The organism is Ruegeria sp. AM9, from assembly GCF_056540565.1.
In genome coordinates this window covers 46,505-69,127 of record NZ_JBQFWY010000010.1, presented here as the reverse complement: position 1 = coordinate 69,127, position 22,623 = coordinate 46,505, and the positions used below count along the sequence as shown (strand labels likewise).

General features: G+C 61.0%; 24 protein-coding genes. 14 read left to right on the top strand and 10 right to left on the bottom strand.

Annotated features, from left to right (window positions below):
* Nucleotides 1–81 precede the first annotated feature (81 nt).
* The gene (locus ACR0DO_RS15755; protein WP_480560121.1) at nucleotides 82–762 is read left to right on the top strand and encodes an FkbM family methyltransferase; all 681 of its coding nucleotides are present in this window, start codon (nucleotides 82–84) and stop codon (nucleotides 760–762) included.
* Between the two features lie 44 nt (nucleotides 763–806).
* Here the strand turns inward: ACR0DO_RS15755 and ACR0DO_RS15750 are convergent, their stop codons facing one another.
* On the bottom strand, nucleotides 807–2,330 hold the full coding sequence (locus tag ACR0DO_RS15750) for a DUF2125 domain-containing protein (RefSeq protein ID WP_170673111.1): 1,524 nt from the start codon (nucleotides 2,328–2,330) through the stop codon (nucleotides 807–809).
* Nucleotides 2,331–2,469: 139 nt separating this feature from the next.
* On the opposite strand from ACR0DO_RS15750, the gene ACR0DO_RS15745 reads away from it, so the two are divergent.
* The 3 genes from ACR0DO_RS15745 to ACR0DO_RS15735 are packed head-to-tail and all read left to right on the top strand — an operon-like array spanning nucleotide 2,470 to nucleotide 4,552.
* Nucleotides 2,470–3,213, top strand: a complete 744-nt coding sequence (locus tag ACR0DO_RS15745) for an SDR family oxidoreductase (RefSeq protein WP_480560119.1) — start codon at nucleotides 2,470–2,472, stop codon at nucleotides 3,211–3,213.
* A complete protein-coding gene (locus ACR0DO_RS15740; RefSeq protein ID WP_480560117.1) occupies nucleotides 3,210–3,818 on the top strand; it encodes an enoyl-CoA hydratase/isomerase family protein in 609 nt (202 codons plus the stop codon). Before ACR0DO_RS15745 ends, ACR0DO_RS15740 begins: the two co-directional genes overlap by 4 nt.
* Nucleotides 3,815–4,552, top strand: a complete 738-nt coding sequence (locus tag ACR0DO_RS15735) for a VOC family protein (protein ID WP_480560115.1) — start codon at nucleotides 3,815–3,817, stop codon at nucleotides 4,550–4,552. Before ACR0DO_RS15740 ends, ACR0DO_RS15735 begins: the two co-directional genes overlap by 4 nt.
* On the opposite strand, the gene ACR0DO_RS15730 is transcribed toward ACR0DO_RS15735, so the two are convergent.
* Complete coding sequence (locus ACR0DO_RS15730; protein WP_480560113.1) at nucleotides 4,553–4,849, bottom strand: HNH endonuclease; 297 nt, start codon at nucleotides 4,847–4,849, stop codon at nucleotides 4,553–4,555. It lies immediately after the preceding gene.
* Between the two features lie 48 nt (nucleotides 4,850–4,897).
* Here ACR0DO_RS15730 and ACR0DO_RS15725 point away from each other — a divergent pair, with 48 nt between their 5' ends.
* Complete coding sequence (locus ACR0DO_RS15725) at nucleotides 4,898–6,082, top strand: TIGR03862 family flavoprotein (protein ID WP_480560111.1); 1,185 nt, start codon at nucleotides 4,898–4,900, stop codon at nucleotides 6,080–6,082.
* Here ACR0DO_RS15725 and holA read toward each other — a convergent pair.
* The 4 genes from holA to ACR0DO_RS15705 form a co-directional block, all read right to left on the bottom strand.
* Nucleotides 6,074–7,102: a DNA polymerase III subunit delta gene (gene holA / locus ACR0DO_RS15720; RefSeq protein WP_480560109.1), complete on the bottom strand. Its 1,029-nt coding sequence runs from the start codon at nucleotides 7,100–7,102 to the stop codon at nucleotides 6,074–6,076. The genes ACR0DO_RS15725 and holA overlap by 9 nt on opposite strands.
* A complete protein-coding gene (gene lptE / locus ACR0DO_RS15715) occupies nucleotides 7,099–7,590 on the bottom strand; it encodes an LPS assembly lipoprotein LptE (RefSeq protein ID WP_170447057.1) in 492 nt (163 codons plus the stop codon). The genes holA and lptE overlap by 4 nt, the downstream gene beginning before the upstream one ends.
* Nucleotides 7,577–10,111: a leucine--tRNA ligase gene (gene leuS, locus ACR0DO_RS15710; protein ID WP_480560107.1), complete on the bottom strand. Its 2,535-nt coding sequence runs from the start codon at nucleotides 10,109–10,111 to the stop codon at nucleotides 7,577–7,579. The genes lptE and leuS overlap by 14 nt, the downstream gene beginning before the upstream one ends.
* Before the next feature lie 72 nt (nucleotides 10,112–10,183).
* On the bottom strand, nucleotides 10,184–10,672 hold the full coding sequence (locus tag ACR0DO_RS15705) for a DUF3576 domain-containing protein (RefSeq protein ID WP_480560105.1): 489 nt from the start codon (nucleotides 10,670–10,672) through the stop codon (nucleotides 10,184–10,186).
* Nucleotides 10,673–10,956: 284 nt separating this feature from the next.
* Between ACR0DO_RS15705 and ACR0DO_RS15700 the strand changes: the two genes are divergently transcribed.
* The gene (locus ACR0DO_RS15700) at nucleotides 10,957–12,018 is read left to right on the top strand and encodes a porin (RefSeq protein ID WP_480560233.1); all 1,062 of its coding nucleotides are present in this window, start codon (nucleotides 10,957–10,959) and stop codon (nucleotides 12,016–12,018) included.
* 103 nt (nucleotides 12,019–12,121) lie between these two features.
* On the top strand, nucleotides 12,122–12,781 hold the full coding sequence (locus tag ACR0DO_RS15695) for a YggS family pyridoxal phosphate-dependent enzyme (RefSeq protein ID WP_480560103.1): 660 nt from the start codon (nucleotides 12,122–12,124) through the stop codon (nucleotides 12,779–12,781).
* Here the strand turns inward: ACR0DO_RS15695 and ACR0DO_RS15690 are convergent.
* Together ACR0DO_RS15690 and ribA are read right to left on the bottom strand one after the other, a co-directional pair.
* The gene (locus ACR0DO_RS15690) at nucleotides 12,765–13,265 is read right to left on the bottom strand and encodes a L,D-transpeptidase family protein (RefSeq protein WP_480560101.1); all 501 of its coding nucleotides are present in this window, start codon (nucleotides 13,263–13,265) and stop codon (nucleotides 12,765–12,767) included. The genes ACR0DO_RS15695 and ACR0DO_RS15690 overlap by 17 nt on opposite strands.
* Nucleotides 13,262–14,356 carry a GTP cyclohydrolase II gene (gene ribA, locus ACR0DO_RS15685; protein WP_480560099.1) on the bottom strand — a complete coding sequence of 365 codons (1,095 nt, stop codon included), beginning with the start codon at nucleotides 14,354–14,356 and terminating at the stop codon, nucleotides 13,262–13,264. Before ribA ends, ACR0DO_RS15690 begins: the two co-directional genes overlap by 4 nt.
* A gap of 161 nt (nucleotides 14,357–14,517) precedes the next feature.
* Here ribA and ACR0DO_RS15680 point away from each other — a divergent pair, with 161 nt between their 5' ends.
* Nucleotides 14,518–15,204, top strand: coding sequence for a response regulator transcription factor (locus ACR0DO_RS15680; protein ID WP_170447042.1), 687 nt, complete (start codon nucleotides 14,518–14,520; stop codon nucleotides 15,202–15,204).
* A 176-nt stretch (nucleotides 15,205–15,380) separates the two neighbouring features.
* Here the strand turns inward: ACR0DO_RS15680 and ACR0DO_RS15675 are convergent, their stop codons facing one another.
* Nucleotides 15,381–15,920 carry a hypothetical protein gene (locus tag ACR0DO_RS15675; protein ID WP_480560097.1) on the bottom strand — a complete coding sequence of 180 codons (540 nt, stop codon included), beginning with the start codon at nucleotides 15,918–15,920 and terminating at the stop codon, nucleotides 15,381–15,383.
* A 127-nt stretch (nucleotides 15,921–16,047) separates the two neighbouring features.
* Here ACR0DO_RS15675 and ACR0DO_RS15670 point away from each other — a divergent pair, with 127 nt between their 5' ends.
* The 4 genes from ACR0DO_RS15670 (at nucleotide 16,048) to ACR0DO_RS15655 (ending at nucleotide 18,681) form a co-directional block, all read left to right on the top strand.
* On the top strand, nucleotides 16,048–16,836 hold the full coding sequence (locus ACR0DO_RS15670) for an exodeoxyribonuclease III (protein WP_480560095.1): 789 nt from the start codon (nucleotides 16,048–16,050) through the stop codon (nucleotides 16,834–16,836).
* A 76-nt stretch (nucleotides 16,837–16,912) separates the two neighbouring features.
* Entirely contained in the window at nucleotides 16,913–17,830 is a 918-nt protein-coding gene (locus tag ACR0DO_RS15665; RefSeq protein WP_480560093.1) for a tetratricopeptide repeat protein, read from the top strand.
* Between the two features lie 27 nt (nucleotides 17,831–17,857).
* The gene (locus ACR0DO_RS15660) at nucleotides 17,858–18,499 is read left to right on the top strand and encodes an LON peptidase substrate-binding domain-containing protein (protein WP_421596793.1); all 642 of its coding nucleotides are present in this window, start codon (nucleotides 17,858–17,860) and stop codon (nucleotides 18,497–18,499) included.
* Nucleotides 18,496–18,681 (top strand): Trm112 family protein, encoded by a 186-nt coding sequence (locus ACR0DO_RS15655; protein ID WP_170547011.1) that lies wholly within the window; start codon nucleotides 18,496–18,498, stop codon nucleotides 18,679–18,681. Before ACR0DO_RS15660 ends, ACR0DO_RS15655 begins: the two co-directional genes overlap by 4 nt.
* Here the strand turns inward: ACR0DO_RS15655 and ACR0DO_RS15650 are convergent.
* Nucleotides 18,678–19,904: an FAD-dependent monooxygenase gene (locus ACR0DO_RS15650; RefSeq protein ID WP_480560091.1), complete on the bottom strand. Its 1,227-nt coding sequence runs from the start codon at nucleotides 19,902–19,904 to the stop codon at nucleotides 18,678–18,680. The genes ACR0DO_RS15655 and ACR0DO_RS15650 overlap by 4 nt on opposite strands.
* A gap of 88 nt (nucleotides 19,905–19,992) precedes the next feature.
* On the opposite strand from ACR0DO_RS15650, the gene ACR0DO_RS15645 reads away from it, so the two are divergent.
* Together ACR0DO_RS15645 and ACR0DO_RS15640 are read left to right on the top strand one after the other, a co-directional pair.
* A complete protein-coding gene (locus tag ACR0DO_RS15645; RefSeq protein WP_480560089.1) occupies nucleotides 19,993–21,321 on the top strand; it encodes an amidase in 1,329 nt (442 codons plus the stop codon).
* Between the two features lie 109 nt (nucleotides 21,322–21,430).
* Nucleotides 21,431–22,612, top strand: coding sequence for an aminotransferase class I/II-fold pyridoxal phosphate-dependent enzyme (locus ACR0DO_RS15640; protein ID WP_480560087.1), 1,182 nt, complete (start codon nucleotides 21,431–21,433; stop codon nucleotides 22,610–22,612).
* Nucleotides 22,613–22,623: the final 11 nt, after the last annotated feature.

The window sequence follows — 22,623 nt, the reverse complement described above, 5'->3', positions numbered from 1 at the left end:
GTGGCGACAGCCTTGATCTAAAAGGTCCTGCAAGGCGATAACGTTAAAGCTGATTAACGGGGCACACGGGCAGGATACTTCATGAGTGACTTTCACGAACTGCGGGGCGTCAAGCTTCCGGATGATCCGAGTATCATCACGCCACAGGTCAAACGGGCCATTCTGGCGGGGCGCTATGAAAAAGGCGAAGTCGAAGGCCTGCCGAAGTTTATTGAACCAGACGATCGCGTGGTCGAACTCGGTGCCGGGATTGGTTTTATCTCATCTTTTCTTGCCACACAGCTGGGTGTTCGATCCGTGATGTGTGTGGAGGCGAACCCAAGCCTGTGCGAATTCATAACGCGGGCCCATGCCGCAAACGGGATTTCAAACGTCGACGTGCTGAATGCGGTTGCCCTGAGCGATTCCCAGAGCCCGGGCACCTCTACATTTTACGTTCGAGAGCCCTTCTGGTCTTCGTCTCTGGACCCCAAGCCGGATTATGTCAAAGAGGTCAGTGTGCCCGAGCGGTACCTGTCGGAAATACTGGACGAGTTTGATGCCAACGTTCTGATCGTCGATATCGAAGGTGGCGAGAAAAACCTGTTCGACGGGGCCAATCTGGCGCGGGTTCAGAAAGTTTACCTTGAAGTCCACACGCGTAAAATCGGCCTTCGCGGGATAAAAGCCTGTTTCGATCATTTGTCGGCGTTGGGATTTGCCTATGATCAACGTGTCAGCAGGGGCGGGTCCGTTCTGTTCCGCCGCATTGGCCGCCGATAGGTCTGTTTGTCGGGAAGGCAGTCAAACCGCCTTCCCGATCGATTTTATTTGATGCGCTGACCATTGGCCAGAATCTGGCCGTCTTCGGTGAATTCGATTTTCGAATTCAGCGTGTCGGGCTCATCCCCCGGAACCGCCATCAGGCCCATCATCATCCGGGCACCCATCGCGTCGCTTTCCTGAAGCAGGCCCATGCCGATCAGTTTGTCGATCAGCGCATTGGCCCCCACCAGTTGCAGGTTCGCCACGCCCGAAGGTGCAGGCATTCCGTCAAACTCTTCGGTATTTGAATTGTCGAAGGTAAAGTCCGCGTCACCGGTCAGTTTCGCACCAACCAGCGATACCAGCAATTCGTTGATCTTCAGCGAGTTCAGCTCACCCGGCGCGTCACCGGATTCCTCCATCGCCTCGATCGAGGCCGGATCGAAGAAGTTGGTCAGGATCTTGGCCGTGCCGGTGGTGTCCAGTGCAATGGTGGCGGGGTCGCGCGGCAGCGCTCCGGCGGGGTCGAAAATGCTCCACAACACGTCCGACATGGTGAAGTCCGTCAGGTTCAAGGCGAACCCAAAGGGCTGCTCTTCCTCGGATTGCTTCAGTGGGAACTCGAAGCTCACACCGGTCTTGGCCATCGCGATTTCAATCGGGAACGGCAGGTCGGCCGTGGTCACCGCCAGTTTTGCGTTGTTCTGTTCGATGTCATAGGCCAGGCGCTGTTCGTCCAGACTGGCGCCGAACCGCCCGCCCTGGGATTCGCTGCCCATCGAGAACGCCTGACCTTCGCTGGTCCCGTCAATGGCGGTGTTGCCCGAGCCATAGGTGAACAGGCCCGAGAACGAGGTGTCGCCCTGGAAAAAGCTTGCCGGGTCCGAGCCATCGAAATCAGACGGGATCACGCTGAGGCCTTCAAAGGTCAGTGTGTCCATCGATCCAACGATCTTGCCGTCATCCGATCCTTCGGGGTCATTGAACACCAGGTCATAGGTCAGGCCATCGGCGGTGAATTTCTGATCGACCTTGCGGTTTTCGCCGATTTTCATCTGCGAACTGCCGGCAAGGTTGCTCAGTTCGAAATCCATATCCAGAAGGTCTTCGGGCGCGGATTCTCCGTCAACTGTCAGGCCGCCCAGTTTCACGCCCAGGGTGGGTGCGGAATAGTCATAGGTCATGTCGTCCGGATCGCCCGAAACAAGCATTTCCAGCCCGGTGTGATAGTATTCGATGTCGACGGCAAACGCCTCGCCCTCTTCTTCACCCGTTACGGTCATGGGGAAGTTTTCGGGCAGGCCGATGCTGACCGTACCGTCGCCGTTTTCGGTCAGGGTCATTTGCGGCACGGTGACCTGGAATGCACCGTCGCTGTCCGGCACCGTCATGGCCACGTTCATATCCGAGATGGTGGTCACATTGCCCGATACGGACTGTTCGGCCGAAACCGCGTACCCCATCTGGGTCAGATAGGCCTGCCAGTCATCCCAGACCTGCTGTGCGGTGACATCGGCAAGCGCCCCTTGGGTGACAACGGCATAAGCCAGAACTGCGCCGCAGCTGCGGCGAACGAAAACGGACATTTGAGAACCCTTCTTGATCAATTTTGCGGGCATCGTCGTGTCTGCGGCGCCGGGCGTCAAGGGGCAAGGGCTGGACCCGTTCCCCGTTGGCGCGGTACAGATTCACACAATCTCAAAACTACGGAGCTACAGAGGTCACATGCAGGGGAAAACCGTACTGATAACAGGGGCCAGCCGCGGCATCGGGGCCGAAGCAGGGCGCGTATTTGCCGCAGCCGGTGCCAATGTCGCTTTGGTCGCACGCAATCGTGATCAGATCGGGGTGTTGGCCGACGCGTTGGGCGGAAACGCCATCGCGCTGCACTGTGATGTCAGCGATTTCGCGCAGGTCGAACAGGCGGTGGCGGATTGCGTCGACCGGTTCGGCGGGCTGGACGTTCTGATCGGCAACGCAGGCGTCATTGATCCGATCTTCCACCTGTCCAGTGCCGATGTCGCGGCATGGGGCGCGGCCATCGACATCAACCTCAAAGGCGTTTTCTACGGAATGCGCTCGGCCCTACCCGTCATGCGCGCCGCAGGCGGGGGCACGGTGATCACGGTGTCCTCGGGGGCGGCGACCAACCCGATTGAGGCCTGGAGCCACTATTGCGCCTCAAAAGCGGGGGCCAAGATGCTGACGGAATGCCTGCATCTTGAGGAATCCATTCACGGCATCCGCGCCATGGGCTTGTCACCGGGCACCGTGGCCACGGATATGCAGCGTGTCATCAAGGCCAGCGGCATCAACGCGGTCAGCCAGTTGGACTGGAGCGATCACATCCCCGCTGATTGGCCGGCGCGGGCGCTGCTGTGGATGTGCTCGGCGGATGCGGACGAATTCCTGGGCACCGAAATCTCGCTGCGGCGTGAAGATATCCGGCAAAGGGTAGGGCTGACGTGATCGAGCTGACCAAGGATGACGGGTTGTGGACTGTCACGCTCAACAACCCGCAAAAGGCCAATGCTTTGACCGAAGCGATGCTGACCGAACTGGCCGAGATCGCCGAGGCCGCCACCGAGGCGCGCGCCCTGATCCTGACGGGTACAGGCAAGGTGTTCAGCGCCGGGGCCGATCTGGACGAGGCGCGCGCCGGGTTAGCGACCTCGGACGTGTGGGAGAGGCTTTCGGGCGCTATCGCCGCTCTGCCATGCCTGACAGTCGCCGCCCTGAATGGAACGCTTGCGGGCGGGGCCAACGGGATGGTGCTGGCCTGTGACCTTCGCATCGCGGTGCCGCAGGCCAAGTTTTTCTACCCGGTCATGAAGCTGGGCTTTCTGCCGCAACCATCGGACCCGGTGCGCATGACCGCCCTGATCGGGCCGGCGCGGACCAGAATGATTTTGATGGGTGGGCAGAAGATCACCGCGGATGAGGCTTATGCCTTCGGTCTGGTTGACCGCGTGGTTGACCCCGACAGGCTGATGCCGACGGCGCATGAGCTGGTGGCGGACAGCCTTGCCGCCGACCCCCCGATTGCCGCCGGTATTGCAAGGATGTGCCAATGAGATTGTCTGCTGTACTGTTACGCGTCGCCGACCCGGACCGGCTGACCGCCTTTTACGCGGATGTTCTGGGCATGTCCGGGCGGGCCCAGGGATCGAACCGCCGTGTTGGCTATGGTGGTCAGGACGCCGATCTGCTGCTGATGCCGGGTGGCGGGGGCTACACCCATGACGGTGGACAGAGGTATTGGAAGATCGGGATCACCGTGCCGGATGTCGATCTTGCCGCCGCGTATCTGCGCCGGAAAGGGGTTGAGGTCTCGGATTCGAAACAGTTCCTCGACATCGGCTATATGTGCCATCTGAAAGACCCCGAAGGTTTTGTGATCGAGTTGCTGCAACATGACTTTCAGGACAACCGCCCCGAAAATGCGGCCGACCCGGCCGACCCGTTTGCCAAGGCCTGTATCGGTCAGATCACCTTGCGCACCGGGGATATCGCGGCCGAGGATGCGTTCTGCCGCGCGCAGGGAATGCGCCTTTTGTCAGTGCAGGAAGTGGATCAGTACGGGTTCGACCTGCATTTCTATGCGTTCACAGACGAGGTGCCACCGAACCCGGACCTCTGGTCGGTCGAAAACCGCGAATGGCTGTGGAAACGCCCCTATACCACGTTGGAATTCCAACATCTTGCGGGCGCGCAATTTGCCCCGGCGCCGGATTATAGGGGGTTGGAGGTTCAGGGGCTGGCGGCGTCCATCCGGGATGCCTTTGGCGACCCGGTGCGCCCCGGCTGATCACAGCCCTCGCCGCTTGCCCGGCACTTTCGAGCGAAACCCGGGCGGGCGTTTGCGGACCCAGCTCAGGAATTTCTCCAACCGCGGATGGGCGCGTAGGGCGTCAACCGTATTGAAGCTGCGGGCCAGTTCGGCCTCGGACAGGGTGGCGTGCACCTCTTTGTGGCAGATGATGTGCAGCAAAACCGTGGGTCCGCCCTTGCCCCCTTTGAGTTTTGGGATCAGATGGTGCAGGCTGCCGCCCCCATCCGGGATGGGGCGGTCACAAAGCGGGCAGATCGGTTCGTCGGTCGACATGGCAGGGACTAATTTGCGCCGGATGGCGCAGAAGGCAAGAGGACGGCAATGGCGCAGGCAGTGGTAATCGGGGCCGGACCCGCAGGCCTGATGGCGGCAGAGGAACTGGCTGCTGCGGGTCATAACGTGCTGGTGGCCGAGGCCAAGCCTTCTGTTGCGCGCAAGTTCCTGATGGCCGGAAAATCGGGCCTGAACCTGACCAAGGACGAACCGCTCGAGACTTTGATGCACGCCTATGGTGACGCCTCGGACTGGCTGCGCCCGATGCTTGCCGGGTTCGATGCCGCCGCTGTGCAGGACTGGGCGCGCGAACTGGGGCAGGAGGTGTTCACAGGGTCGACGGGGCGGGTGTTTCCCACGGCGATGAAAGCCTCGCCTTTGTTGCGCGCGTGGCTGAGGCGGCTGGAATCAGCGGGCGTTCAAATCAAAACCCGCTGGCGTTGGTTGGGATGGGACGGCGATGCGCTGTTGTTCGAAACCGTGGACGGCCAGAAAAGCACCACACCGGATGTCACCGTGCTTGCACTGGGCGGGGCCAGCTGGGCGCGGCTGGGATCGGATGGCCAGTGGGCGCAAACCTTGCAGGAGAAAGGTGTGGAGCTTGCACCGTTTGCTCCGGCGAACTCGGCCCTGTCGGTCGATTGGAGCCCTCACATGCAGCCCCATTTCGGTGCGGCGTTGAAATCGGTGCGCTGGAGGGCCGGAGAACTGGACAGTCGCGGCGAGGCCACGATATCGGCGACCGGGCTTGAAGGTGGCGGGCTGTACTCTCTGACCCCGGCCCTGCGCGAGGGAGCCGATTTCTTTGTTGATCTGGTGCCCGATCTGGACGCGGCTTCTCTGCAGCAGCGGCTGGCCGCAAAGAGTTCAAAGACCACGCTGTCGCAATGGATGAAAAAGTCATTGAAACTGCCGCCGCAAAAGATCGCGCTGTTTTACGAGATGATAAAGCGTTGTGCGCTTCCCAAGTCGCATGAGGCAACAGCAATCAAACGCCTCCCTATCGTTGGTGCAAGGCTTCGCCCGATGGATGAAGCGATTTCAACGGCTGGCGGTGTCCGGCAATCCGTCGTGGATGACGGTCTGATGCTGACCGTGATGCCCGGCGTGTTCTGCGCCGGTGAGATGTTGGATTGGGAAGCGCCAACCGGGGGCTATCTGCTGACCGCCTGCATGGCGACGGGGAAATGGGCCGGGCGCTCTGCAGCGGAATGGGTGAGCCGTTCAGCGTGACCGGGCCAGCATCGCCAGACGGATCATGGCCCGTTCAACCAGCGCCATCGCAGGGGCGGTTTGCCCCGCCGATCGCAACGACAGGTCGGTATCGGTGAGGACGGTCAGAGCCGTTTGCAGTTTTGGAGCGCCCCAGCCCTGCGCCTGCCGCAGAATCCGGTCGCGGCGTTTGCCGTAAACCGGCGGTCGCAGCTTGCCGATGCCCTGCGCCGCGCCACCCGGGTCGGACGCGCAGGCGTATAAAGTGCGGAAATGCCGGGTTGCGCCGATGCACAGGCTGACCGCGTTGGTGCCCTGCGATTGCAGACGCCGGATCAGTGGGCCGATCTCGCCCGCGCGGCCCTCAGCGACCACGTTCAGAACATCGTCCAGCGCCGCCTCGGTCGAGCGGGGGGCGCAGGCTTCGATATCCTCGATAGTCAGTTCCGAACTGTCGCCACGTTTGTAGAGCGACAGTTTTTCAATGGTTTGCGTAAAGTCCCCGGGGCTGATTCCGGTGGCCAGCTCTGCAAGGGCCGACATCGAATCGCGGGGGATGGTCTGCAAACCGGCCTCGGTCAGGATCCGCTCGATCTCAGCGCGCGAAGGCGGGTCGTCGTAGATGCCGACCGCATAGGCCGCCGGATGCGCCTCGAACGCCTTGCGGATTTTCGAGCTGGGTTTCAGCTGCCCGGCAGTAACGATGATCTGAGCGTCGCCCGGAGCCCAATCCTCGAACGCGGCGAGGATCGCGGGGGCGGCGGCATCGGTGGTGTCTTCGACGAACACGGCGCGCGGGCCGGGGAAGAAGCCAACTGCCTTGACCGCGTCCAGCAACAGGGCCGGGTCACCGCGCAAATCTGCACCCGGCATGCGGGTCAGGCGCATTTCCTCTTCGGCGTTGGGACCCAGAAGTGCAGCCAGAACCTGCTGCCGCTTCAGCGCCACGCGCATCGCATCCGCGCCATAGATCAGCAGCCCGACCTTGCCGGCATCTGGCCGGGCGAAATACCCTTCAGCCTCGCGCGGGCTGAGCTTCATGTGCCAAGGCCCGGCGCGGCGTACAGCTCGGCTATGATCTGATCCGAAAGAATCACCATCAGCCGTTCTCTGGCGTCGCGCTCGTCGGCCAGTGTGGATACGGTCGAACCGGCCGCCGAATAGCCGACGAAATTGCTGACCGTGCCGGAGGCAATGACCTGACCGGTCGCATTCGACCGCAGGGCGTAATTCGCGCTGCCTTCGATAGTGTATCGGTTGGTCTCGTTCGTTGTGGTGATCGCAGCGGACCGGAATGCGGTCGAAACCCTCACATCCAGGTTGTATTCGCCGCCCGACGTTGCGCTGCGCCCCAGACGCTGTTCCAGATTCTGAACCAGCATATAGCTGTCGACCGAATTCGGAGCCGACACGGCGACCCTGCCATTCAAGGCCGCGCCCGAACCGCCGGGCGCGTAGACCGGTTCAAAGCCACAGGCCGCGAGGGCGAACGGCATCAACAACAGGGTTCTGCGATTAAACAACGACATTCACGATCCGGCCCGGGACAACGATTACTTTCTTCGGCGCATTGCCATCCAGCGCCTTTTGCACAGCTTCGGTGCTGAGCGCGATTTTTTCAACCTCGTCCTTGGCCAAATCCTTGGCCACGCTGATTTCCGCGCGACGCTTGCCGTTGATCTGGATCGGCAGGGTGACAGTGTCATCGACCAGCATTGCCTCGTCGGCGACGGGCCACGGGGCGGTAGCGACCAGACCTTCGCCGCCCAGCAGCTGCCACAGTTCTTCGGACAGATGCGGGGTCATCGGCGACATTAGCTGCGCCAGCGTCTTGGCGGCTTCGCGTTTCACGGCGGTGCCCGCCTTGGATTTCGCCAACGTGTTGGTGAAGGCATAGAGCTTGGCAATCGAGGCGTTGAAGCCAAAGGATTCGACTCCACCCGACACATCATGGATCGCCTTGTGCATCTCACGCAGCAGAGCCGCATCCTCGGCATTGGCCGGTTCATCGGAAGCGGCGATTTCCGACGCGATCCGGTGCACGCGGCTGAGGTGCTTGAACGCGGCCTCGGCTCCGGCTGCGGTCCATTCCACATCCCTTTCCGGCGGCGAATCGGACAGAACAAACCAGCGCGCGGTATCTGCGCCAAAGGCTGAGATGATGCTGACCGGGTCGACCACATTCTTCTTGGATTTCGACATCTTGGCCGAGGGGATGATTTCGACCTCGGTGCCGTCGGCCAGTTTGCCGTCGGTCACGTCCTCGGGCAGGTGATAAACCGGGCGGCCATTGGCGTCGCGGGTCTGGTAGATCTCATGTGTCACCATGCCTTGGGTGAACAGCGCATTGAACGGCTCGATCGCCTTTTTCGGCAGGTGGCCGGTGATCTGCATCGCCCGTGCAAAGAAGCGGGAATAAAGCAGGTGGAGAATCGCGTGCTCGATCCCGCCGATATACTGGTCGACATTCATCCAGTATTCGGCCTCGGCCAGATCGGTCGGGGTGTCGGCACGCGGGGCGGTGAAACGGGCGAAATACCACGACGAATCGACAAACGTGTCCATCGTGTCGGTTTCGCGCTTGGCAGGGGCGCCGCAGTTCGGGCAGGAACAGTCACGCCAGGTCGGGTGGCGGTCCAGCGGGTTGCCGGGTTTGTCAAAGGTGACGTCATCGGGCAGGCGAACCGGCAGATTCTCTTTCTTCTCGGGCACGACGCCGCAGGCATCGCAATGCACCACGGGAATCGGGCAGCCCCAGTAACGCTGACGGCTCAGGCCCCAGTCGCGCAGGCGGTATTTGGTGACGCCTTCGCCCCAACCGGCTTTCTCGGCGAAATCGACGGTGGCGTTGATCGCCTCGTCGCCTGTCGCCTCGGTCAGGCCCGCGAAATGGTCCACCCAGCGGACTTTTTCGGTTTTCGGCGGCACAAATGCGATCTTGTCGACCGGCGTGTCATCATCCAGCGCAAAGAACGTATCGACCACGGGCAGGCCGTATTTGCGGCAGAAATCAAGGTCGCGCTGATCATGGGCCGGGCAGGCAAAGATCGCGCCGGTGCCGTAATCCATCAGGATGAAGTTGGCGATCCAGACCGGCAGTTCCCAGTTCGGGTCCAGCGGGTGACGCACGCGGATGCCGGTGTCATAGCCCAGCTTTTCGGCGGTTTCGATGGCCTCTTCCGTGGTACCGCCCTTGCGGCATTCAGCCACGAATTCAGCCACTTCGGGGTTTTCGGCCTCCAACGCCTTGGCAATTGGATGATCCGGCGAGATACCGACGAAGGATGCGCCCAGCAGCGTATCGGGCCGAGTCGTATAGACGGTGATCGGATCGCCGCCATCGGTGCGTTCAAAGCCGAATTGCAGACCGCGCGACTTGCCGATCCAGTTTTCCTGCATCAGGCGCACCTTGGCGGGCCAGTTCTCCAGCGTGTCCAGCGCATCCAGAAGTTCCTCGGAATAGTCCGAGATTTTGAAGAACCATTGTGTCAGCTCGCGGCGTTCCACCAACGCGCCCGAACGCCAGCCGCGTCCGTTTTCCACCTGTTCGTTGGCCAGAACGGTCATGTCGACCGGGTCCCAGTTCACCACGGCGTTCTTGCGGTAAACCAGCCCGGCCTCAAGCATATCCAGGAACAATGCCTGTTGCTGGCCGTAATATTCCGGGTCACAGGTGGCGAATTCGCGCGACCAGTCGATCGACAGGCCCAGCGGTTTCATCTGCCCGCGCATGTCGGCGATGTTGCCATAGGTCCAGTCCTTGGGGTGGCCGCCAATGGCCATCGCAGCGTTTTCCGCAGGCATCCCGAACGCGTCCCAGCCCATCGGGTGCAATACGTTATGGCCGGTCGCCAGCTTGTGCCGCGCGATCACGTCGCCCATCGTATAGTTGCGCACATGCCCCATATGGATTCGGCCCGAGGGGTAGGGGAACATCTCAAGCACGTAGTATTTCGGCTTGTCCGCCGTGCGGTCGGCGGTGAAGATTCCGGCCTTGTCCCAGGCCTCTTGCCATTTTGCTTCGATTTCGTTGGCCGAATAGCGAGACATCGTGCGGTCCTTCGTGAATGAAAACGCCGGGCATGAACCCGGCGTGGTAATATTGTGATTTTCTGCGGGTGGCTAGAGCTTGTTGTCCGCAATGCGCAACTGCCGTGCGCGGGACAAGATCGCATCCTCGATCGCGCGCGCCGTGGCTGCGCTGACCGGTGCGCCGCCGCTGGTTTGCAGCGACACTGACAAAGAGCGTGCCGCCAAGGCCGGGTCGCTGATATGTACGGTCGCGCGGTATTGGCGCCCGCCACCCGGAGGCGTGCCGTAACCCGTTACGATCACACCGGTAAACGGATCGACCTCCTGCACAGGCAGGAAATTCAGCACATCCAGCGAGGCCGCCCACAGATAGCGATTTACATTTGTGACCTGCTCGACATCTGCGGTGTTGAACACATCCCAGATTGTGGAACGGTTCGGATCGTTAAGTTCGAGCTCTTCGCCACGGGTACCGGTGCCGACCGTCGGACTAACAGTGGGTGTAGCGTTTCTATTCTGTCCGCAAGCCGACACGGTAGCAGTTAATATGATCAAGCCGAAAATCGTCTGCAGGCGCATTGTCGATTGGTCCTGTTCATTATGGTCAACGTTGTCGATTGTTACTCCTAGACAAGGACCCGTTCAGCAACAACCCCATTGTTGTCACATATCGGTGGAAATGGGGACGCTCGAGCCTGCGAAACAGACTGTGGCATCCTTGCACCATTTTGCGGCCAATGCAGTCACCTCATATACGCCAAGCTTGCGTGTCGGGGGCAAAAAGAGCGAAACGGTTCCCGTGCTGAGACATGTGCTGAGGCATGTGTCGAGTAGATAAACTTTTTGAAACCGAGGGAAACAAGATGAAAAAAGTTCTCTTCGCATCGACCGCTCTGATCGCAACCGCAAGTGTTGCCGCGGCTGATATTAAATTTAGCGGCTATGGTCGTTTTGGTATTGGTTACCAGGAAGATCGCACCGCGACCCGCCCGATTAGTGCCGAAATCACCACGGTCACGGCAGACGGTGCAACAGTAACCGTTGACGTTGACGCAGATGTGACTGACCCGGATCCTGACGACACGATCCTGATTTCGCGTTTCCGTCTGAACATTGACGGTACAGCGGAAACCGATGGTGGTGTTGAGTTCTTCGCACGTGTTCGTTTGCAAGCAGACGAAAACAGCAACGGCGAAGCCGGAGAAGCAGGCCTGAACGGTGCGCTGTTCTCGGTTATCTATGGCGGCCTGCGTGTTGACGCCGGTAACGTTGCCGGTTCGTTCTCCAACTTGCCCAACTACTTCGGCTTTGAACCAGGCCTGGAGCAGTTCTCCAGCCAGTACTCTGGTGTGGATTTCACCATTCTGGACTACACCTCGACCGGTGCAGGCGCCAACGCGGTGTTCTTCCAGTATGCAGTTTCCAATTTCACCTTCAGCGCGGCGTATGACCAGCAGCGTGAAGCGGTTGTTGACACCACTGCCACACCTTCGACCATCGGGTTTGAGGACGGCGACTACTGGGATATCGGTGCATCTTACACCTTCGACAACATTACTGTTGGGCTGGCTTACGGTCAGGACGACTTCGGCGACGGTGGCAAAGACACTCTGACTGTTCTGACCGTGGGTGCAGAATTCGGTGACTTCTCTGGTACTCTGTTCCTGGCGGACGATGACACAGAAGCCGATGACACGAACGGCACCGCTTGGGGTCTGTCGGCTTCCTACAACGTTGGCGCAGCGACCACCCTGCAGGCTGTCTATGGTGACGGTTCGGCGGACGAAGATACACGCAACATCGGTATCGGCGCGATCTATGATCTGGGCGGCGGTGCATCGCTGCGCGGTGGTGTAGGCGAAGCCAAAACCGGTGACGGCGACGGTCGCATCCGTGCTGACTTCGGTGCGCAGTTCAACTTCTAAGTTGATCTGAAACCGCAAGGTTTTAGGGCAGGTCGTCGGGCCTGCCCTTTTCTTTTGTGCCGACATGGTGTTTTTCTGCGCTCAAAGCAGATTGAGGAACCCAATGTCGCTGCAAGATATCACTGCCCGTATCGCCAAAGCTGAAACCGCCGCAGGGCGGGCTGCGGGGTCTGTCAAACTGATCGCGGTGTCCAAGGTGCAGCCGGATGAGCGTGTGCAGGCCGTTCTGGATCAGGGGCATCGGTGTTTCGGTGAAAACCGGGTGCAAGAGGCCGCTGGCAAATGGCCGGACTTTACTGCGCAATTCCCGGATGTCGATCTGCATCTGATCGGCCCGCTGCAAACCAACAAGGCCCGGCAGGCGATGGAGCTGTTCAGCACCATCCACTCGGTCGATCGGCCCAAGCTGGCCAAGACACTGGCCCGGCTGGCGCAAGAGATCGGTTCCTGCCCGGACCTGTTCATTCAGGTCAATACCGGGGAAGAGGAGCAAAAGGCAGGTATCCTGCCTGCCGATGCCGACGCCTTCATCTCCGAATGCCGGGAATTGGACCTGCCGGTTCGGGGGGTGATGTGCATCCCTCCGGTTGACGAGGAACCTGCTCTGCATTTTGCCCTGCTGGCCAAGATTGCCGGGCGCAATGGTCTTCGGGGTCTGTCGATGGGCATGAGCAGTGATTTCGAAAAGGCCATCGCGCTGGGAGCAACCCATGTACGCGTCGGTTCTGCCATTTTTGGCGAACGGGTCAGACCTCAGGAATAATCAGCCGCGTACCCAGCGACACCTTACTGGCAATCCAGTGCAGGTGGTCGCGGCGGAAGGCGACGCAGCCTTCGGTCGGATAGCCGGGGCGCCGCCACTGGTGGATAAAGATCGCCGATCCGTGGCCGGGCACGGCATTGGGCCAGTTCCAGTCGGTGACAAGCACCAGATCATACAGGGGATCGGCGCGGCGCAGCTTTTCATGGCTGAAGGCGTGGGGCGCAGTGACCAGATTGTTGTAGTGGTCGTCCCGGACATCATCCGACCACAGATCGCGCGGACCGATGGGACTCGCCCATTCGCACGGTTTCGCAATCCGGTCCGGCCGATAAAACATGCCGACAATATGATGCACGCCGGTGGGGGTGGCGCCGTCGCCCTCGCGCTTGGTATTGCTCAGCCCGCCTTTTCCGATGGAGCAGGGAAAGACCCGACCGGCAAACCGAACGCCACGCGGGGTCAGCACCAGATCGGCAGGCGTCACAGCAGATGCCCTGACTTGGCCGCCTTGGTAGCCAGATACCCGCGGTTATGGGCGGTTTCGCCGACCTTCAGGGGCACACGTTCGGTCACGGCGATACCGGTTTTCTCCATCATCGCTATTTTCGCCGGATTATTGGTCAGCAACCGAACCGAGCTGAACCCCAGCGATTTCAGAATGTCCGATCCCAGCCGGAAATCACGCTCATCATCCTCAAAGCCCAGCCGGTGATTGGCCTCGACCGTGTCAAAGCCCTGATCCTGCAGGAAATAGGCACGCATCTTGTTGGCCAGGCCGATCCCGCGCCCCTCTTGGTTGAGGTACAGCAGCACTCCGGCCCCTTCCGATCCCATCTGCGCCAGCGCGCCCCGCAGCTGAGGGCCGCAGTCGCATTTCAGACTGCCCATCAGGTCACCGGTGAAGCAGGCCGAATGCAGCCGCGCCAGAACCGGCTTGTCGCGATCAGGACGGCCGATTTCAACGGCGTAATGCTCTTCGCCGCCATCTTCGGGGCGGAAGACGTGCAGCCGTCCGGCTTCGGACACTTCCATTGGCAGGCGGGCGGCAACCACCGCGTGCAGTTCGCTGCGATCCGCCAGATGCGGCGCGGCGCGGGTGTGGTCGATGCATGTCAGCCCATGTGCAACAGCAAAGCTGTGCCCGTCCTCGATGGGCAGAACAACGGCTGCAGGCAGCAACCGCGCCGATTTGGTCAGGGCGACGGCGATGCGGTGCAGGTTGGCGTGACCCTGCCGCTCGGTCATCAGGGGGCCTTTCATCGGCGCATTCAGATCGTCAGACGGGTCGGCCACGGCCTGAACCCAGGCAATATCCGCGTCGGCCGGAATGATCACCCGGGCCAGATCACCGTCATAGGCCCGCGCCTTCAGCGTTTCGGCCCGGCGTACGGTGACGGCGACCACCGGCTCGCTGCCAAGGCTGCGCAGATCCGCAAGCCGCTGGGCGCTCAGCGTTTCGGTGGCAATCGCCAGCACGCTGAAGCCGATGTCATCGGTCAGGGCAACCGGAACCCCCATGCGCAGGTCCGCGCGGGCCCGCGCCAGCAATTCTGAAATATCCGGGATCAGACTCATCTATGTTACCCTGTAACGTTCTGGCCTTCCTGTAGCCTGATAGAACGGAAATGTGAAACATTTCCTCCGCCTCGGACACGAGGGCGTGAGACTATTGCAGTAAACCTTGTTGATTGCATCTTCCGCGCGCAAGTGGTGGAAAAGGCTTAGGAGGACCGGACATGGCTCAGCTCAAGAAAATCCTGCTGGTGGATGACGACGAAGACCTGCGCGAGGCGCTCAGCGAGCAACTTGTGATGACCGAGGATTTCGACGTGTTCGAAGCCCATGACGGTGCATCCGCGATGGAACGCGCGCGCGAGGCGATCTACGATCTGGTCATTCTGGACGTCGGCCTGCCGGATACCGACGGTCGCGAGCTGTGCCGCCTGATGCGCAAGCAAGGTGTTAAAAGCCCGATTCTGATGCTGACAGGTCATGACAGCGACGCGGATACCATTCTGGGTCTGGATGCGGGTGCCAACGACTATGTCTCAAAGCCGTTCAAATTTCCGGTTCTGCTGGCCCGCATTCGTGCCCAGCTGCGTCAGCACGAACAGTCCGAGGATGCAGTGTTCGTTCTGGGGCCGTACACGTTCAAGCCTGCGATGAAGATGCTGATCACCGAAGAGGATCGCAAAATCCGGCTGACCGAGAAAGAAACCAATATTCTCAAGTTCCTGTACCGTTCGACCGATGGCGTGGTCGCCCGCGACGTATTGCTGCACGAGGTCTGGGGCTATAACGCCGGGGTCACCACCCACACGCTGGAAACGCACATCTACCGCCTGCGCCAGAAGATCGAGCCCGATCCGTCCAATGCCCGCCTTTTGGTCACAGAATCGGGTGGATATCGACTGGTTTCTTAACTCGTTGTGGATTGACGTAGATCAAAGTGATACTCTGGATGTGTAATTAGATATCTCCCAACCCGCGCATGTCCGGGTTATGACATGCACCTCCCTGTTGGACTGCCGGGCCTTTGGCCCGGCTTTTTTTTGGAAATGGTTGAAGCGAAGGTAAATCTACCGCCTCGGGGAATAGGTTAACTGGTTCCATCTTTCTCCAGGACAGTACCGTAGGTCATACCACTGCGGAGACTGCGGAAATCAGCGTAGATCTTGCCATCTTCAAAGGTGGCATCAATCAGTCCGTTCACTTTGCGGTCTTCACCAGTGCGGCTTTCGACCATGGCAATCGTGCCCGAACCATCGCGGCTGATTGTTCCCGTCACCTGACCTTCGTTCCAACGGTCCGAGCCGATGCGGCTCCATTTGCTGGTACCCCAGAATGCATTGTCCTGTTGTTCTTTGATCTCCAGAACCCATTCGGACTGGTTGAAACGCGGTGCCCCGTCGCTGTGTTCGTTGGGCAGGGCGGCTATTGTGTGAATGCCGCTCCAGACTCCGCGCAGGTCGGGTGCGTTATCGGCGGCCGCAAGGGTGGCAAAAGCAAAGGTGCTGGCCAGAGCGGCGGCGCCAAGTGTCTTAAATCTGGTCATGATCTCCTCCGTTTTCTTTCCACAGATGTTGGGGGTGGAAGCTGCGGTTTCCATGTGGGTGTTGAAAAATAAAGGTGAATTCATCTACGCTTCATATAGGGGAAATCGCGGTCACGGCGTGGGCTTCAAAACACAATTGCCAATGTCATTTCCCATGGTGCCGGGCGAAACGTCACGCTAATCTGCGCCAACCGCGACAGAGGAATCCCCCATGCCCTTTACCCTTGCCACCTGGAACATCAACTCGGTCCGCCTGCGCGAGCCCATCGTGCTGAAATTGCTGCAGGAAGAAGCGCCGGATGTGCTGTGTTTGCAGGAGTGTAAATCTCCGGTCGAAAAGATTCCGACCGAGGGGTTTGCCGAGCTGGGCTATACCCACATGGTTGCGCGCGGGCAAAAGGGCTATAACGGCGTCGCCATCCTGTCGCGCCTGCCGATGGAGGAGGTGGGTGACAAGGATTTCGCAGGTCTCGGCCATGCCCGCCACATCGCCGGGCGGTTGGAGAACGGCGTCACGATCCACAACTTTTACGTCCCCGCAGGCGGTGACATCCCGGATCGGGAAAAGAACGAGAAGTTCGGCCAAAAGCTGGATTACCTCACCGATATGCGCGACTGGTTCCGCGCGGAAAAGCCCGAGAAATCCATTCTGGTTGGTGATCTGAACATCGCCCCGCGCGAGGATGACGTGTGGTCGCATAAACAACTGCTCAAGGTCGTCTCGCACACGCCGATCGAGGTTGAACAGTTGGCCGAGACGCAGGATGCAGGCGGCTGGGTCGACATCACCCGGCAGGATATCCCCGAAGGGCAGCTCTATAGCTGGTGGTCCTACCGGGCGCGTGATTGGGATGCGGCCAACAAGGGGCGGCGGCTGGATCATGTCTGGGCCACGCCCGATATCTCGAACGCCGGTCATTCCAGCCGCATCCTGCGGGACGCGCGCGGGTGGGAGAAACCCAGTGACCACGCACCCGTTTTTGCCAGTTTCGATCTGTAAAGCGGCAACTCTGCCCTTGGTTTCCGCAGCCAGCGGTTGCATATAGGGCGCAAGTTCGAACCGGAGAGTGAATGCCATGGACCTTCTGAACGCCGCAGGTGCCCCTGAGACCACCGATCTGATCAAGGACGGAACCGAGGCCACGTTCATGGCCGACGTGGTCGAAACCTCGCAGGACATCCCGGTCATCGTCGATTTCTGGGCGCCCTGGTGTGGCCCCTGCAAGACCCTGGGACCGTTGCTGGAAGAGGCCGTGACCGCCGCCAAGGGCGCGGTGAAGATGGTCAAGATCAACGTGGACGAGGCGCAGATGATCGCCGGTCAGTTGCGCGTCCAGTCGATCCCGACCGTCTATGCCTTTTTCAAAGGTCAGCCGGTGGACGGATTTCAGGGCGCGTTGCCGGGGTCCGAGATCAAGGCCTTTATTGACCGCGTGATCGAGGCCGCAGGTGGCGAAAGCCCCGGTGGGCAATTGGACGACGCCGTTCAGGCCGCCGAAGAGATGCTGGCCGAAGGCGCGGCCAGTGACGCCGCCCAGACTTTCGCTGCCATTCTGGGTGAAGACCCCAACCATGCCGGTGCATATGGCGGGCTGGTCCGCGCCCATATCGCTGCCGGTGATCTGGAACAGGCCGAGGCTATTCTGAACGGCGCACCGGCTGAAATATCCTCGTCGCCCGAATTGGAAGCCGCCCATGCACAGCTGGAATTGGCCAAACAGGCCGCCGATGCCGGCCCCGTGGCCGAACTGACCGCAGCGGTCGAAGCCGAACCCGGCAACCATCAGGCGCGGTTTGATCTGGCGCAGGCGCTGCACGCCAATGGCGATGTGGAAGAGGCCGTCGCACAGCTGCTGGACCTGTTCCGTCGTGACCGCGAATGGAATGACGGTGCCGCCAAGACGCAGCTGTTCACCATCTTCGATGCGCTCAAGCCCAACGATCCGATTGTTCTGAACGGCCGCCGCAAGCTCAGCTCGATGATATTTGCCTAATTCCGGATCAGAGCTACACTCGGGTACATGATGCATCCCGCTGATCTGCCGGAAACGGTATCCGTTTTTCCTTTGCCGGGGGCGCTGCTGCTGCCTCGTTCGCGCCTTCCGCTGCATATATTCGAGCCGCGCTATCTTCAAATGCTGGACGATGCCCTGAAAACGCAGGAACGCCTGATTGGCATGGTTCAGCCGAACCCCTGTCAGAGCGATGAGGACAAACTGCACCAGATCGGTTGCGCCGGGCGGGTGACGCAGTTTTCCGAAACCGAAGATGGCCGCTATCTGATCACGCTGACCGGTATTTCCCGGTTCCGCATCACGTCGGAACTGGACGCATTTACCCCTTATCGGCGCTGCGCCGTGTCATGGGGCGGGTTTGACCGCGATCTGGGCAAGGCCGAGCTGGACGGCGGGTTCGACCGGTCCCGGTTTCTGGATCTGCTGGAGCGTTTCTTCGCCTCGCGTCAGCTGTCGACGGATTGGGACACGCTGAAAGACGCCGACGATGAGTTGCTGGTCAATTCACTGTCGATGCTGCTGGATTTTGACCCTGAAGAGAAGCAGGCATTGCTGGAGGCGCCTTGCCTGCGTACCCGGCGCGAGACTTTGGTGACATTGATAGAATTCGCCATGCGCGGCGGAACGAACGAGGAAAAACTGCAATGACCGACCCCGAACACCCCTTTGACCGCCACATGCTTGAGGCACTGATCTGCCCGCAGACCCATACCACGCTGCACTACGACGCCGAAAAGCAGGAATTGGTGTCCAAGGCGGCCAATTTGGCCTTTCCGATCCGCAACGGTATCCCGGTAATGCTGGTGGACGAGGCGCGCCAGCTGGATTAAATCGGGCGGCCCTGTAGCAGTTTCGGCAGGTCTCCGGTCAGCCCGGCGGCCTCGCGCACAAAGCCGCGGCGCAGACCGGGCAGAGAGCCGACGATCCCCATCCCGATATCACGCCCCATGCGCAGCAGCGGATTGTCGTTGGAAAACAGTTTGTTGAACACATCCGTCGCCATCGCCAGCGCGGCAGTGTCAAAGCGGCGCCATTCCTGATAGCGCTCCAGCACCAGGGCCGAGCCGATATCTTCGCCGCGCCGCCCGGCCAGCGTCAGCACCTCGGCCAGAGCACCCACGTCACGCAGGCCCGCGTTCAGGCCTTGCCCGGCGATGGGGTGCATTCCATGAGCGGCGTCTCCGACCAGAGCCATGCGGTCGCCGATAAAGGAATTGGCGATGGTCAGGTTCAGCGGATAGGTGAACCGGTCGCCTTGCAAGCGGATATCGCCCAGAAAATCGCCGAACCGGGGGCGCAGAACCTGCAGATACTCGGCCTTGGGCAGGGCGTTGATGCGTTGTGCGGCCTCAGACCGTTCGCTCCAGACAATCGAGCTGCGGTTGCCGGTCAGCGGCAGGATCGCCAGCGGGCCGGGCGGCATAAAGAACTGATGCGCGACGCCGTGATGCGGCAGGTCGTGTTCGATGGCGCAGACCAGCGCTGTCTGGCCGTAATCCCAACCGGTGCGCTTGATGCCCGCGCGCGCTGCGGTGCCGCTGCGGCGGCCGTCGCAGCCCACCAACAGGCCACCGGTGACGGTGCTGTTATCGTCCAGCGTCAGGGTTACGCCGGTTGCGTCAGCCTCTTGCGCGATGACCGTCCGGCCGCTGATCTGGGTGACGCCCTTTTCCTTGGCCATAGCGTCCAGAAAGGCGCGGCGCAGGTGGCGGTCCTCGACCATATAGCCCATCGGACCTTCTTCGATCTCGGCGTGGTCGAAATGCATGAAGAACGGCGACGGCCCCGCGCCCGCATGGCCGTCGGTGACTTTGATCTCTAACATCGGCTGGGCGTGTTCGGCGACCCGCTCCCATACCCCGATCGCGTCCAGCAGGCGTTGTGACGCCAGCGCCAGAGCATAGGCGCGCCCGTCAAAGGCCGCGTTCTTGCGCACCGTCTCGGCCAAGGCGTCGATCACGGTGACGGAATGCCCCGTCTGCGCCAGAGCCAAGGCCAGGGCCGGGCCGTTCAGCCCGCCGCCAACGATCAGGATATCGGTCTTCTGTTCCATGCCCCGCAATATGCGCGGCCATTCGGGATTGTCCATGTGCGGTCCTGTCGCTACCGTCCGATAACGCGATTTTCCAAAGGGGGCAGGGATGCAGGACTGGCTGACCATGACGGCGTGTGATCTGGGCAGGGGTATCGGCATGGGCCGGATTGATCCGGTGGAGCTGACCGAGACCTATCTGTCCGCCATCGATGCCCACCCCCACCGCGACCGGATCTACGCCCGCGTGACCCACGACCGCGCCCGGGCCGAGGCCAGGGCGGCGCAGGAACGTGCGAAGCTGGGCCTGCGCCTGTCCCTGTTGGATGGCGTGCCGATCAGTTGGAAAGACTTGTTTGACAGCGCCGGAACCGCGACCGAGGCCGGATCGGCTCTGTTGCAAGGCCGCGTGCCCGAAGCCGACGCAGTTGTGCTGCGCAACGCCACCGCGCTGGGGGCCGTCTGCCTGGGCAAAACCCATATGAGCGAACTGGCTTTTTCCGGGCTGGGCCTGAACCCGATCACCGGAACCCCGCCTTGCATCGATGACGAAGCGGCAGTGTCCGGTGGTTCATCCTCGGGGGCTGCGGCATCGGTGGCCTGGGGCCTGGCGGCTGGCGGCATCGGCTCGGACACGGGTGGATCGGTGCGTATCCCGGCAGCGTGGAACAATCTGGTCGGGCTGAAAACCACTGCCGGGCGGGTCAGTCTGGAAGGGGTCGTGCCCTTGTGCCTGCGCTTCGACACTGCTGGTCCGCTGGCGCGTTCGGTCGAGGACGCGGCGCATCTGCTGGCGATGATGGAGGGGAACGCACCGGCCGATCTGCGCGGTGCTAGCCTGAAAGGCCGCCGCTTTGCTGATCTGCAAAACGTGGCAAAGGACGATCTGCGGGACGCGCCGCGCAAGGCTTTCGACGATGCGCTGGACCGTCTGCGGGATGCGGGGGTTGAAATTGTGCCCCTTGAAGTCCCCGAACTGAACGAGGCGATGGGCCTGTCCGGTATCCTCTATACAACTGAGGCGTACGGGCTGTGGCGAGATGTGATCGAGGCCAACCCGGGCGCGATGTATCCAGAGATTCTGGAACGCTTCCGTGCGGGCAAGAACGCCTCTGGTCCCGACTATATCGCCGCCTGGTCCAAGCTGAAGGCCAGCCGCGCCGCGTGGGACGCGGCCACCGCAGGGTTTGACGCGGTTCTGGCCCCGACCGCCCCCATTCTGCCGCCAAACCTGGACCGTCTGATGGCCGACCACGACTATTATGTCACCGAGAACCTGCTGGCCCTGCGCAACACGCGGATTGGCAACCTGATGGGGTTGGCCGCGCTGACATTGCCCACGTCAACGCCGGGTTGTGGGGTGATGATGATGGGCTATCCGGGGTCCGAAGAGGCCCTGCTGAGGCTAGGATCAGCCGCCGAGGCCGCTTTGGCCTGAATGCCACAATCCCCTGATTCGGCGCCTCTTTGTCTGGACGAAGCGGGGCGCGGCCTGTAATCTGCCAAAAAAACGGGGCGAAAATGATCCCGGTATTGAGGCAACAGTTATGAATTTCCCCGAGCGGTTTTCGAACCTACCGGAATACGCATTCCCGCGTCTGCGCACCCTGTTGGACCATCACCAACCGGGCGGGGACGTGATTCACATGACAATCGGTGCGCCGATGCATGATTTTCCGGCTTGGGTCACCGAGGTAATCACCGAAAATGCCGCCGGGTTTCAGGGGTACCCGCCGAATGAAGGCTCGCCCGAGCTGCGCGGCGCGATCACCGACTGGATCAGCCGCCGCTATGGCGTGCAGATGGACCCGGAAACCAATGTGATGGCCCTGAACGGCACCCGCGAGGGGTTGTATAACGCCGCCATGGCGCTGTGCCCCGAGGAAAAACACGGTCAGAAACCGGTCATCCTGTGCCCGAACCCGTTCTATCAGGTCTATATGGTCGCTTCGATCTCGGTCCGGGCCGAGCCGGTATTTGTACCCGCCACAGCCGCAACAGGCCATCTGCCAGACTATGCAGGCTTGCCCGAGGACGTTCTGAACCGCACCGTCGCGGCCTATATCTGTTCGCCTGCCAACCCACAGGGTGCGGTGGCTTCGCACGACTATTGGGTCGAACTGATCCAACTGGCCGAGAAATACGATTTCCGCATCTTCGCTGACGAATGCTATTCCGAGATCTACCGCGATGACGCTCCCACGGGGGCGCTGACCGTGGCGCAAGAGCTAGGTGCCGACCCAGAGCGGGTGACGCTGTTCAACTCGCTGTCGAAACGGTCCAATCTGGCTGGCCTGCGGTCCGGCCTGATTGCCGGTGGCCCCGAGACGATCAAACGGGTCAAACAGCTGCGCAGCTATGCAGGCGCACCGCTGCCGCTGCCTTTGCAGGCCGCTGCGGCCCGGGTTTGGGCCGACGAAGAACATGTGACCGAGAACCGCGCGCTCTATCAGGAAAAATACGCGATTGCCGATGAGGTCTTCGCCGGCATTCAGGGCTATATGCCGCCCGAGGCCGGGTTTTTCCTGTGGCTGCCGGTCGAAAACGGCGAAGAAACTGCATTGAAAGTCTGGAAGCAAACCGGTGTTCGGGTGCTGCCGGGCGCATATCTTTCTCAAGGTGATCCGGGGCAAAACCCGGGCGAGCAATTTATCAGGGTCGCTCTGGTGGCCCCAAAAACAGAGTTGCGGCCGGGGCTGATCAAGCTCCGCGACTGCATCTATTCGTGAGGTACGAGGGC